Origin of the sequence: Curtobacterium sp. BRD11, assembly GCF_031844345.1 — a bacterium.
Taxonomy (GTDB): Bacteria; Actinomycetota; Actinomycetes; order Actinomycetales; family Microbacteriaceae; genus Curtobacterium.
Genome location: NZ_JAUZUZ010000008.1, coordinates 82,656 through 94,875 on the forward strand (window position 1 = coordinate 82,656; position 12,220 = coordinate 94,875).

The window sequence follows — 12,220 nt, forward strand, 5'->3', positions numbered from 1 at the left end:
CCGTCACGACACACCTGAGGAACCACTCGTGCGATTCGGATACTGGACCCCGCTCTTCGGCGGCTGGCTGCGCAACGTCGAGGACGAGGACATGCCCGTCACCTTCGACTACGTGAAGCGGCTGGCGCAGCGTGCCGAGCGGATCGGCTTCGACCTGACGCTCGTGCCGGAGCTCAACCTCAACGACATCAAGGGGACGGCCGCGCCGAGCCTCGAGGCGTGGGCGCTCGCGGCCGCGCTGGCCGCGACGACCGAGCGGCTCGAGATCATGGCCGCGATGCGTCCGGGCTACCACCTGCCGGCGGTGACGGCGAAGCAGGCCGCGACCATCGACGAGATCTCCTGTGGTCGCTTCACGTTCAACGTCGTGAGCGCGTGGTGGGCCGAGGAAGCCCGCCAGTACGGTGGCATCTTCTCCGAGCACGACGACCGGTACGCGCGCACCGAGGAGTTCGTCGCGATCCTCAAGGGCCTCTGGGCCGAGACGCCGTTCTCGTTCACGGGCGAGTACTACGACGTGCAGAACACGCACCTCGAGCCGAAGCCGCGGGTCACGCCGCGCATCTACGCCGGCGGCGAGAGCGAGGCGGGCAAGAGCTCGATCACCCGCTTCGCCGACGCGTACCTGACACACGGCGGCACCGTCGACGAGCTCCGCACGAAGATCGACGAGATGAAGCGTCGCCGCGAGGACGCCGGCGCCGCGCCGTTCGAGGCGTTCGGCATGGCCGCGTACGTGATCGTCCGCGAGACCGAGGAGGAGGCGCAGGCCGAGCTCGCCCGCATCACCGACGTCCGCCACGGGAAGGCGTACGAGTCGTACCAGGACTTCATCTCGAAGTCGCAGCTCGAGCACGTCCCGTCGCTCGAGGACTACTCGGTGTCGAACCGCGGTCTGCGCCCCGGGTTCGTCGGTACGCCGCAGCAGGTCGCCGACGGGATCCGCGAGTTCGAGGACGCCGGGGTCGACACGCTCCTGCTGCAGTTCTCGCCGCAGGCCGAGGAGATGGAGCGCTTCGGCGAGCAGGTCATCCCACTCGTCCGCGCCGCCGTCCCCGCCGAGCCGGTCGCCTGATGGCGGCCGAGGACGACTGGGCGTTCGAGACGCGGCAGATCCGGGCCGGCTTCACGGCCGACCCGGGCTTCGGGGCGAACGTGCCCCCGATCGCGCAGAGCGCGGCCTTCGTGTACCCCTCGGGCGAGGACGCGGCGGCGCGCTTCATGCTCGACGCACCTGGACACACCTACACACGCGTCAACAACCCGTCGGCGGCGGCCCTGGAGCGACGCGTCGCGGACCTCGAGGGCGGGGTCGGAGCACTGGCGCTGGCGTCCGGTCAGGCGGCGACCTCGCTGGCGGTGCTCGGCGTCGCGCGGGCGGGCGCCCACGTCGTCTCGTCGGCGTCGCTCTACGGTGCGACCTACACGCTCTTCCACTCGACGCTGAGCGACCTCGGCATCACGTTCACCTTCGTGCAGGACCCGACGGACCTCGACGAGTGGCGCGCCGCGGTCCGTCCGGAGACGCGGGCGTTCTTCGGCGAGAGCATCCCGAACCCGCGTGGCGACGTGCTCGACTTCGCGGGGGTCGCCGGTGTCGCGCACGACGCCGGGGTGCCGCTCATCGTCGACAACACCATCGCGACGCCGTACCTCGTGCGACCGATCGAGCACGGCGCGGACATCGTCGTGCACTCGGCGACGAAGTACCTCGCCGGCCACGGCAGCGCCGTCGCCGGGATCATCGTCGACGGCGGGAACTTCGACTGGGCGGCGCAGGCGGAGAAGTACCCGCAGCTCACGACGGTCGAGCAGTCCGGGTTCGCCGGGACGGCCTTCGCCGAGAAGTTCGGCCGCCGCGCGTTCATCCAGCGCACCCGGTCGAAGCTGTCCGCCGACCTCGGCCCCGCGATCGCCCCGTTCAACGCCTTCCTCGTCCTGCAGGGCATCCAGACGCTGTCGCTGCGCATGGACCGGCACGTGGCCAACGCGGCCGCGGTCGCCTCGTGGTTGGACGGACACGCGCAGGTCGAGCACGTGCACTACGCCGGGCTGCCCTCGTCGCCGTGGCACCACCTGCAGCAGCGCTACGTGCCGAAGGGGCCGTCGGCCGTGCTGGCGTTCGACCTCGCCGGTGGGGTCGCTGCCGGTCGCCGGTTCGTCGCCGCGCTCGAGCTCTTCGACCACGTGTCGAACCTGGGCGACGTCCGGTCGCTCGTCGTGCACCCCGCGTCGACGACCCACGTGCAGATGACCCCGCAGCAACGCGCGGCCGCCGGCGTCGGGGAGGGCATGATCCGCCTGTCGATCGGTCTGGAGCACGTGGACGACATCCTGGCCGACCTGGCTCGCGGGTTCGCGGCGGCGGGGACCTCGGCGTAGTCCGCGGCCCGGCGCGGGGAGGATAGGTTGGACGCATGACCTCGCTGGCCGCACCGACCCGCGTGCGGGTGCGCGCTCCCGGCAAGATCAACGTGTTCCTGTCCGTCGGCGCGCTGCAGGACGACGGCTACCACGACGTGGCGACCGCGTACCAGGCGGTGTCGCTGTACGAGGACGTCACCGCGGAAGCGGCCGACGACTTCTCCGTGCGCTTCACGGGACCGATCGACACCAGTGCGGTCCCGACCGACGACTCGAACCTGGCGATCCGCGCCGCGCGTCTCGTGGCCGAGGCCGCCGGGCACCGGGGCGGCGTCCGGCTCACCATCGACAAGCAGGTCCCCGTCGCCGGCGGGATGGGCGGGGGATCGGCCGACGCCGCGGCGACCCTGCTCGCGTGCGACACCCTCTGGGGCACCGCCCTCGGGCGGGACGAGCTGCTGCGGCTCGCGGCCCGACTCGGCGCGGACGTCCCGTTCGCCTTCGCCGGCGGCACCGCCGTGGGGACGGGTCGCGGCGACGAGCTGAGCCCGGCGCTCGCCAAGGGGGAGTTCCACTGGGTCCTCGCGCTCAGCGAGGACGGTCTCTCCACCCCTGCTGTCTACCGGGCGCTCGACGAGCACCGGGAGCGCTACCGGGCCGACATCCGCCCGGCTCCCACGACCCCCGTCGTCGAGGCGAACGTGCTCCAGGCGCTCCGTGCCGGCGACGCGGACCTGCTCGCGGACTGCCTGCACAACGACCTGCAGGCACCCGCGATGCGGCTGCAGCCGGGGCTCGCGGCGACGATCGAGGTGGGTGAGAAGGCCGGCGCGCTCGCGGGCATCGTCTCGGGGAGCGGCCCGACGGTCGCGTTCCTGGTCGCCGACCGCGATGCTGCGCTCGAGGTGCAGGTCGAGCTCAGCGCCTCCGGGCTCGTCGCGCTCCGGGCGACCGGCCCGGTGCACGGTGCCCGCGTCGTGCACTGACCACCGGACCCGCGGTGCCGACTGACCACCGGACCTACGGTGCCGTCGGGGCTCAGTCGCGGACGAACTCCGTGATGACGACCCGACCGGTCCGCCACTTCTGCTCGACGTGGAAGCCGTGCTCGGCGAGCACCTCGGTCGTCTCCGGCTGGATGTTGCGGGCCTTCGGGGTGCCGCCGACGAACCACACGGTGTCGATGTCACCGAGGCGTGCCGGGATCGTCGACGCCAGGTCGCCGTTCTCGTTCCAGAGCACGCCCGTCTCGGCGCCGTTCTTCCGGATGCCCAGGTCGGTCATCCCGGTGAACGCCCAGGGGTACGAGACGCGGATGATCTCCGCGGTGGACGTCGGGTGCCCGTAGACGCTGCCGAAGACCACGCCCTCGTTGGCACCGGTGTTCGCCCCACGCTCGGCGGCGATGATCGACGCGGCGTTCGCCCAGGTCGACTCCTGCTTCGACCGGGGCGTCTTGACGTCGATCGCGCTCGGGACGCTGATGACGAGGAAGAGCGCGAGCAGCGCGGCGATCAGGGCCTTCCGCCGCAGGGCGGTGATCGCGAGCGCGATGAGGAGCGCGACGAACGGCATGCTCAGCGACGCGTACTTGGGGGAGTAGAGGTGCTTGCCGAGTGCCGTCGCGGCGAGGAGTGCCCCGGTCGGCAGCAGCGCCAGCGGCAGGGCGATCCGGACCGCCTGTGCCCGGAGGAGCGCGCGGACGGTGGGGACGCGGCGGTGTGCGGCGACCAGGGACACGACGACACCGATGACGAGGAGCGTCCACGCGACCGCGGCGTACGAGTCGATCCCGCCGAACCACGAGGTGGCGAACACCTGGCGCGGCGTGCGCTGCGTGATGCCGGAGATCCACGCGACCTGCTTGGACTGCTCCGTGACCTCGAGCACGAGCGGCGACGCGAGGAGCGCGGCGGCTGCGGCGGCGACGACCCAGCGGACGAGGACGACACGGCCCACGAGCGGGTCACCGGCGTCCGGCCGCCGGGTCCACGTGCGCGACCGGCGCTCGGCCAGCCACGTCCAGGCCAGGGCTGCCGCGTGAGCGACCACGGCGAGCGCGAGGTACACGTTGAAGCAGACGGCCAGGAGCGCGAGCAGCCCGTAGGCGACCCACCAGCGGATGCTCGACGCCCGCGTCGCCCCGGACCGGGTGCGTCGGACGGCCGTGATGCCGACGAGCGACAGTGCGACGGCCAGGGTCGTGACGGTCGCGTAGGGGCGGCCCTCGGACCCGGCCCACTGCACGCGGGGGATCGCGAGGAACACGAGCCCGGCGACGATGCCGAGCCGACGACCACCCAGGCGGCGTCCGAGTGCGACGACGAGCCCGGCGGTGACGCCGATGGCGAGTGCGCTCGGGAAGCGGAGGGTGAACGGCGTGTACCCCACGAGCCAGAACCAGGCGTGGATGAGTGCGTAGTACAGGCCGTGCACGGCGTCCACGTTGTGGAGTTCGGCCCAGAGCTGCGGCCAGCTGCGCGTGGCGCTGGAGACCGTCGCGGCCTCGTCGTACCAGAGCGAGGGGACCCAGGCGAAGAGCGCGCCCGTGACGACGCCGAGCGCACCCACGGTGAGTTCGGGGGTCCGGACTGCTGCGACACGCAGGGCCGTGGACGCGGACCGCAGGCGGGTACGGACCGGCGCGACCCCGGCGGAGGCGGGGACGTGGATGGTGCCGGTCTGTGGTGCAGTCACGCCCGCGACGGTAGCGCGCACGGCTGGGCGCGTGCCCCGTACCGCTGTCCCCTCCGTGAGAGTTCGCCATGCCGTAGGGTCACGGACACCATGACGACACTCCGCATCCGAGACGCCGCGCGGTACCTGGGCGTCAGCGACGACACCGTCCGGCGCCTGGTCGACGCCGGCACGCTGCCCCGTTCCGAGGACCCGTCCGGCCGCACGGTGGTCGAGGGGCGGGACCTCGCCGCGTACGTCCGCGGTCGTGACGCCGGGCTCGACGACCCGTCCGGTGTCCGCAGCTCGGCGCGGAACCGCTTCGTCGGCATCGTCACCGACCTGGTCGTCGAGGGGGTTGTCGCCCAGGTGGAGCTGCAGGCCGGCCCGAACCGCGTGGTGTCCCTGATGACCGCCGAGGCCGTCCGCGACCTCGGGCTCGAGGTCGGTTCCGTCGCGGTCGCGTCCGTCAAGGCCACGATGGTCACCGTCGAGGTGCCGGAGCAGCCGGAGCGCGCACGGTGACCACGCCCGACCCCGCCACGCCCGACCCCGCCGTGTCCGACCCAGCCACGCCCGACCCCGCAGCGCTCGCCGCCCGGCGGCGGAGCACCTCGCGCACGGCCGCGCTCGACGGTGCCGGGCAGGCGGCGCTCGACGCGCTCGCCGGCGCCCGGGTCCTCGTCGTCGGAGCGGGCGGGCTCGGCGCACCCGTCCTGACGTACCTGGCCGGCTCCGGGCTCGGCCGGATCACGATCGTCGACCACGACACGGTGGACACGTCGAACCTGGCGCGACAGACGCTGTTCGCTGCCGCCGACGTGGGGCGCTCGAAGGCGGCGTGCGCAGCCGACCGGGTGCGCGGCGTCGACGCCGTCGTCGAGGTCGTCGCCCTGACCGAGCGCTTCCGCCCCGAGCACGTCGTCGACCACGACGTGGTGGTCGACGCGGCGGACAGCGTCGAGGTCACCCGTGCCGTCTCCGACGCGTGCGCCGCGGCGGGCGTGCCCTTCGTCTGGGGCACCGCGCTCGGCTACGACGGACAGGTCTCCGTCTTCCACGACGCCGCCGCCGACCCGGTCGACTTCCACGACCTCCACCCCGAGGCGCTGCCGGACGAGGGCTCCTGCGCCGCGGACGGCGTGCTGCCCGCCCTGTGCGGCGCGGTGGGCGCGGTGATGGCGGCGCAGGTCACCGCCCTGGTCGCCGGGCTCGGCGAGCCGCTGCTCGGCCGGGTGCTCACGGTGGACGCCCGTCGGTGGCGCTGGACCGAGAGCGTCCTGCGTCGCGGCCCGGGATCGGTCCGTCCCGCGCCGTCGGCGGTCGCGGAGCCGCCGCGGATCGCCCCCGCCGAGCTGGCACGACGACTCGGTGACGACGGTGCGGACGACGTCGCCGGCGACCGGATCGTCCTCGTCGACGTCCGGACCGAGGCGGAGCGCGCGACCGGGGTGATCCCGGGCTCGCGGACCCCGGACGACCTCGGCGGCTCCGGGGCGGTCGACGAACTGGTCGTCGTGTGTGCGTCCGGGAAGCGTGCCACCGCCTGGGCACGACGGGCCATCGCGGACCGTTCGGCGGGGGCGTCGTCCGTCACGGTCCTCGACGGCGGGATCACCGCATGGGGTCAGGAGGGCCACCCGATCACCTCCTGACCGCAGGTGCGGCTAGGATCGCCCCGTGAAGACGCTCCTGCGAACCTCTGTTGCGATCGCGCTCGTGGTCGTCGTCGGGACGAGCCTTGCCGCGTGCACGGCCCGGCCCGCCTCCGGCGGCGCGACGGGGAGCAGGGCGACGGGCACCTCGGCGAGCGGCACCGCCACGGGCAGCACGGGCCCGACCGGGTCGATCACGGTCTTCGCGGCCGCCTCGCTCCAGCGCACCTTCACGGAGCTCGGGGAGCAGTACGAGCGGCGGCACCCGGGGACCACGGTCACGTTCTCGTTCGCCGGTTCGAGCGACCTCGTCTCGCAGATCCGCAACGGCGCCCCCGCCGACGTGTTCGCCTCCGCCGACGAGGCGACCATGGCGAAGCTCGCGACGACCGACCTGGCGACGGGGTGGCCCCGCGACTTCGCGACGAACACCCTCGAGATCGCCGTCGCGCCCGGGAACCCCGAGCGCGTCGCGGACCTCCGCGACCTCACCGCGTCCGACCTGCAGGTCGTCACCTGCGCCGCCCCCGTGCCGTGCGGTGCGGCGACGGCGGAGGTCGAGCGGGCCGCGGGCGTCGAGCTCCGACCGGTGAGCGAGGAGCAGTCGGTCACCGACGTCCTCGGCAAGGTCGAGTCCGGGCAGGCCGACGCCGGGCTCGTCTACGTCACCGACGTCGAGGGCTCCGGGGGGAAGGTCGAGGGCGTCAAGTTCGCGGAGTCGTCGGAGGCCGTGAACACGTACCCGATCGGTGTCCTCAAGGAGTCCGCGAACCCGGAGACCGCCGCGTCGTTCGCCGCGTTCGTCCGCTCCGACGCCGGACGCAAGGTGCTCACGGACGCCGGCTTCGGCGCACCCTGACGACGACCGCGATGCACCGGACGACCAGAACGATGACGAGCAGGCCGCCCCAGCGCCACCAGCGGACCCCCGTGCCGTGGTGGCTCCCGGTCCCCGCGGTCCTCGGCGGCCTGTTCGTCGTCGTGCCCGTGGCCGCGATGGTCGGTCGCGTCGACTGGTCGTCGTTCGTCGCCCTGGTCACGGCACCCGCGTCGACCACCGCGCTCGGGCTGAGCCTCGGCACCGCGGCCGCCGCCACCGGGGTCGCGTTCGTCCTCGGCTACCCGCTGGCGGTGCTGTTCGCCCGCTCGACCTCCCGCTGGGTCGGGGTCCTCCGTGCGCTCGTCCTCCTGCCGCTCGTGCTCCCGCCCGTGGTCGGCGGTCTCGCCCTGCTCGCGGCCTTCGGGCGGCTCGGCGTGCTCGGCGCGTTCCTCGACGAGCACGGGCTCCGGATCGCCTTCACCACGACGGCGGTCGTGACGGCGCAGGTCTTCGTGTCGATGCCGTTCCTGGTGTCGTCGATCGAGGGCTCGCTCCGCACCGGCGGCGGTCGCGCCGAACGGGTCGCCGCCACGCTCGGCGCCGGACCGACCCGGACGTTCCTCACCGTCACGACGCCGCGCGTGCTCCCGGGCATCACCTCCGGCCTGGTGCTCTGCGGGGCGCGGGCGCTCGGCGAGTTCGGCGCCACCCTCACCTTCGCCGGCAGCCTGCAGGGGGTCACCCGGACGCTCCCGCTCGAGGTCTACCTGCAGCGCGAGATCGACCCGGACACCGCCGTCGCGCTCGCGCTCGTCCTCGTCGTGGTCGCCCTCGTCGTGATCGGGACGACGACGGTGCGCACCCGCCCGGTGACGACGTGACGGGCGGTGGAGCGGGGCTCGTCGCGCACGTGCTCGTACCCGAGCGGGACGTCGACGTGCGCCTGACGATCGGCCCCGACGAGTGCGTCGCGCTGGTCGGGCCGAACGGCGCCGGCAAGTCGACCGTCGTCGAGGCCCTCGCCGGCCTCCTCCGCACGCGCGACGGCAGTGTCGTGCTCGCGGGCCGCGACCTGACGTCCGTGCCGACGCACCGCCGCCGGGTCGGCCTGGTCGCACAACGCCCGGACCTCTTCGCCCACCGCACGGTCGCCGGCAACGTCGCCTTCGGCCCGCGTGCCACCGGGGCCGGCCGCCGGGAGGCACGGCACCGCGCCGCCACGGCCCTCGCCGCCGTCGGTGCGTCCGCACTCGCCGACCGGTCACCGACCACGCTGTCCGGCGGGCAGGCGCAGCGTGTCGCGGTCGCCCGTGCCCTCGCGACGGAGCCCGCGCTGCTGCTGCTCGACGAGCCGACCACGGCGCTCGACGTCGACGCCCGCACCGAGGTCCGCGCGGCGCTGCGCGCCGCCCTGCGCGGCCGCCCGACCCTCCTCGTCACGCACGACCCGCTCGAGGCCGTCACGCTCGCCGACCGCGTCGTCGTGCTGCAGGACGGCCGCGTCGTCGAGGAGGGGCGCACCGAGGCCGTCCTCCGGCAACCGCGCACGCCGTTCTCGGCGTCCTTCTCCGGACTGGTGCTCGTCCCCGGGACGGCCACGCCGACCGGGATCGCGCTCGACGGCGGCGGTGAGCTGGCGTCCGCGACGCACACCGTGCCTCCCGGCCGACCCGCGGTCGCGGCCCTGCACCCGACCGCGGCGCGCGTGCGCCGTGACGGGCCGGGGCTGGCACGGACGGTGACCGCGGTGGAGCCGCGTGACGGGCTGGTGCGGGTGCACGCGGGTGACCTGGTGGCCGACGTGACCGTCGCGTCGGCCGCGGCCCTCGGTCTGGAGCCGGGCGTGGCCGTGCGGGTCGCTGTCGACCCGGACGAGGTCAGCGTCGCCGCGCCCGCGTGACGGTGGCCTAGCCGCCGGCGAACGGGGGCATCACGTCGACGGTCGCGACGCCGTCGAGCGACGTCGAGCGGTCGCGCGTCGTGACCCCGTCGACGAGGTACGAGCACCGCTCCTGCAACGCCGTCCACCGGTCCGGATCTGCCGCCGTGACACCTCGCAGTGCCGCATCGAGCGTCGTCGCGGCCACCGTGGTCTCGTCCTGGCCGACGGCCGCGCGGGCCGCGGCGAAGAACCGCATCGTCGTCACCGGTCAGCCTCCGATCGCACTCATGCCGCGGGACGGGTGCACGATCCCGTCCGCGTCGTCGCCGTGGTCCCGCGGCTTCCCCCACATCGCGCGTCGCCAGGTGTCGAGCAGGACGTCGTCGTCGGCGCCGGCGCGCAGGGGGCCGAGCAGGTCGACCTCGTCGTCCGAGAACAGGCAGGAGCGCACGTGTCCCTCGGCGGTCAGGCGCGTGCGGGTGCAGTCGGCGCAGAACGACTCGGTGATGCTCGCGATCACACCGACGGTGCCGAGCGGTTCGCCGTCGAGCGTCGACACGCGGTACCGCTCGGCGGGGGCGCCGTCACGCGGCGCCTCGTCGGGCTCGAGCCGGTAGTGCTCGCCGAGCAGGGCGCGGGTCTCCTCCGCCGTGACCATGGTGGCGCCGTCCCAGGCGTGCCCCGGGTCGAGCGGCATCTGCTCGATGAAGCGCAGCTCGTGCCCGCGCTCGAGGCACCAGGCGAGCAGGTCGACGGCGAGGTGGTCGTTCACCCCGCGGAGCAGCACCGCGTTGACCTTGACCCCGAGACCCGCGTCCGCCGCGGCGGCGATGCCCTCGAGCACGCGGTCGAGGAACGGGCGCCGGGTGACCTCGGCGAAGACGTCCGGGTCGACGGTGTCGAGCGAGACGTTGACGCGGCGCAGTCCGGCGTCCGCCAGGGCCTGTGCGCGGTTCGCCAGGCCGATCGCGTTCGTGGTGATCGACAGTTCGACGTCGTGGGCCGAGCACCGACGGACGATGTCGACGAGGTCGGCGCGCAGGAGCGGCTCACCACCGGTGAAGCGGACCTTGCGCACGCCGAGGGTGCCGGCGGCGAGGCCGACCAGACGGTCGATCTCCGCCGCCGTCATGAGTGCGTCCGACGGGATCACGGGCAGCCCCTCCGCCGGCATGCAGTACGTGCATCGGAGGTTGCAGCGCTCGGTGAGCGAGACCCGCAGGTCGACGGCGCGCCGGGCGAACCGGTCGACGAGCCCGGGGTCGTCGACGGGTCGAGGAGGGATGGCCGGCGACTCGCTGCGCACCCGGCGCAGCAGGCCGGTCGAGGGCAGGATCCGCGCCGTCATCCCCGTGATGCTACCCCGCGTCGATGCGGTCGCGGGTGCGGGGGTCCACGGACCGCCACCCACGGGGGTCGAGTCGTCGTCCCCAGCGCACCCAGTCCTCGCGCCGGGTGCGGACGAGCGTGACGACCACGATCACGAGCACCGCGGCGAGGAGCCACCACCGGAACGCGGGCGCCGAGGGCCAGACCCCGCGCAGGGCGATCGCGAGGTTCAGGGCCATCCACTCCCACCGACCCGAGAGGACCACGAAGGGGATGAGGAGCAGCGCGTACCAGGGGTACCGCGGGGTCACGGCGAGGAAGGTCACACCGATCATGAACACCTCGGCGGACCACGGCCGTGCGGGGTCCGCGAGGCGCCAGGACACCACGGCGGCCAGGAGCACCACGAGCCCGACGACGATCGTCGCCGCATCGCCCTCGATCACGGACGAGACCAGGGCGAACCGGGAGCCGTCCTCGTAGCCCTCCTCGGACAGGTAGCCGGGCAGGTACCCGAGGACCTTCACGCCGGTCGTGAGCACGTAGGGCACGTAGAGCAGCGCGAACGTGGCGATGCCGACGGGGACCGCCCACCAGTACCGCCACCGGCCGAGCAGGGGCGGGTAGACGATCGCCGGGATGAGCTTGGTGGCCGTCGCCGCACCGAGGGCGATCCCGCCCCAGATCGGCCGACCGAAGGCGACGAGCACGACGCCCGCCGTGGCGAGGGCGGCACCGACGACGTCGACGTGCGAGTTCGTGACCGCCTCGGACGCGACGAGCGGCGACCAGGCCCACAGCGCGGCCCACCAGGTCGGGCGGCCGACGCGACGGAGCACCGCGACCAGACCGATCGTGACGCCGAGGGAGACGAGGAGTCCCGCGACCTGGAACGGCATGTACTGCGCGGTCGCGGGCACGAAGGCGCGCACACCGGCGAACCACAGCTGCGCCATCGGCGGGTAGATCGTGGTCACGTCCGGCCGGTTGATGGCGACGCAGTGCCCGTCGGCTCCGTCGCCGAGCCCGCGCATCCGCGGCTCGAGCGGCTTGCAGGTGCCGTCGATCTTGTCCGGGAACAGCCAGTCCGGGCGCAGGTCGGCCAGCGCGTTCGACTGCGGCGTGTGGGCGTACGGTGAAATGCCGGCGTGTTGCACGATGCCGTCCCAGGCGTACCGGGCAGAGTCGGTACTGGTGTTCGGCGGGCCGACGAGCGCCGCGATGCCGACCACGACCGCCCCACCGAGGACGATCCGGGTCGTCCACTCGCGGGGCACGAACCGCACGGCGACCACTGCTCCCGCGAAGACCGCCCAAGCGATGAGCGTCCAGGCAACGAATGGTGCACGATGACCGGCACGGAGGAACCCCAGATGCGTGATGCCGAAGGCGATGACACCCGCCAGCGCCAGCACGCCGACGACGGACAGGACGGTCGACACGACCGCGGTCGTCGGGACGGAGGCGGCGCGCGGTCGTCTGCTCATGGTTCCC

The 12,220-nt window shown here is 73.7% G+C and carries 12 protein-coding genes; 8 read left to right on the top strand and 4 right to left on the bottom strand.

Going from position 1 to position 12,220, the window contains the following annotated elements; all coding sequences use genetic code 11:
• Positions 1-28 precede the first annotated feature (28 nt).
• From Q9R28_RS15570 to Q9R28_RS15580, 3 genes are read left to right on the top strand one after another with little or no spacing between them, the layout of a single operon-like run.
• Positions 29-1,075, top strand: a complete 1,047-nt coding sequence (locus Q9R28_RS15570; RefSeq protein WP_311206544.1) for an LLM class flavin-dependent oxidoreductase — start codon at positions 29-31, stop codon at positions 1,073-1,075.
• Positions 1,075-2,382 carry an O-acetylhomoserine aminocarboxypropyltransferase/cysteine synthase family protein gene (locus Q9R28_RS15575; RefSeq protein WP_251160394.1) on the top strand — a complete coding sequence of 436 codons (1,308 nt, stop codon included), beginning with the start codon at positions 1,075-1,077 and terminating at the stop codon, positions 2,380-2,382. Before Q9R28_RS15570 ends, Q9R28_RS15575 begins: the two co-directional genes overlap by 1 nt.
• A gap of 35 nt (positions 2,383-2,417) precedes the next feature.
• Positions 2,418-3,350, top strand: coding sequence for a 4-(cytidine 5'-diphospho)-2-C-methyl-D-erythritol kinase (locus tag Q9R28_RS15580; protein ID WP_066655898.1), 933 nt, complete (start codon positions 2,418-2,420; stop codon positions 3,348-3,350).
• A gap of 52 nt (positions 3,351-3,402) precedes the next feature.
• Here Q9R28_RS15580 and Q9R28_RS15585 read toward each other — a convergent pair whose 3' ends face one another.
• Positions 3,403-5,061 (bottom strand): glycosyltransferase family 39 protein, encoded by a 1,659-nt coding sequence (locus Q9R28_RS15585; RefSeq protein WP_311206545.1) that lies wholly within the window; start codon positions 5,059-5,061, stop codon positions 3,403-3,405.
• A gap of 90 nt (positions 5,062-5,151) precedes the next feature.
• Between Q9R28_RS15585 and Q9R28_RS15590 the strand changes: the two genes are divergently transcribed.
• The 5 genes from Q9R28_RS15590 to Q9R28_RS15610 are packed head-to-tail and all read left to right on the top strand — an operon-like array spanning position 5,152 to position 9,415.
• Complete coding sequence (locus Q9R28_RS15590; protein WP_066655894.1) at positions 5,152-5,565, top strand: molybdopterin-binding protein; 414 nt, start codon at positions 5,152-5,154, stop codon at positions 5,563-5,565.
• Positions 5,562-6,695, top strand: a complete 1,134-nt coding sequence (locus tag Q9R28_RS15595) for a HesA/MoeB/ThiF family protein (protein ID WP_311206546.1) — start codon at positions 5,562-5,564, stop codon at positions 6,693-6,695. Before Q9R28_RS15590 ends, Q9R28_RS15595 begins: the two co-directional genes overlap by 4 nt.
• Before the next feature lie 25 nt (positions 6,696-6,720).
• A complete protein-coding gene (modA, locus tag Q9R28_RS15600) occupies positions 6,721-7,554 on the top strand; it encodes a molybdate ABC transporter substrate-binding protein (RefSeq protein ID WP_311206547.1) in 834 nt (277 codons plus the stop codon).
• Between the two features lie 32 nt (positions 7,555-7,586).
• Positions 7,587-8,396: an ABC transporter permease gene (locus Q9R28_RS15605; RefSeq protein ID WP_251160391.1), complete on the top strand. Its 810-nt coding sequence runs from the start codon at positions 7,587-7,589 to the stop codon at positions 8,394-8,396.
• On the top strand, positions 8,393-9,415 hold the full coding sequence (locus Q9R28_RS15610; protein ID WP_311206548.1) for an ABC transporter ATP-binding protein: 1,023 nt from the start codon (positions 8,393-8,395) through the stop codon (positions 9,413-9,415). The genes Q9R28_RS15605 and Q9R28_RS15610 overlap by 4 nt, the downstream gene beginning before the upstream one ends.
• A gap of 7 nt (positions 9,416-9,422) precedes the next feature.
• Here the strand turns inward: Q9R28_RS15610 and Q9R28_RS15615 are convergent, their stop codons facing one another.
• From Q9R28_RS15615 to Q9R28_RS15625, 3 genes are read right to left on the bottom strand one after another with little or no spacing between them, the layout of a single operon-like run.
• Positions 9,423-9,653, bottom strand: a complete 231-nt coding sequence (locus Q9R28_RS15615; protein WP_245172441.1) for a MoaD/ThiS family protein — start codon at positions 9,651-9,653, stop codon at positions 9,423-9,425.
• Positions 9,654-9,665: 12 nt separating this feature from the next.
• A complete protein-coding gene (moaA, locus tag Q9R28_RS15620; RefSeq protein WP_311206549.1) occupies positions 9,666-10,745 on the bottom strand; it encodes a GTP 3',8-cyclase MoaA in 1,080 nt (359 codons plus the stop codon).
• A gap of 10 nt (positions 10,746-10,755) precedes the next feature.
• Complete coding sequence (locus Q9R28_RS15625) at positions 10,756-12,213, bottom strand: glycosyltransferase family 87 protein (protein ID WP_209685583.1); 1,458 nt, start codon at positions 12,211-12,213, stop codon at positions 10,756-10,758.
• Positions 12,214-12,220: the final 7 nt, after the last annotated feature.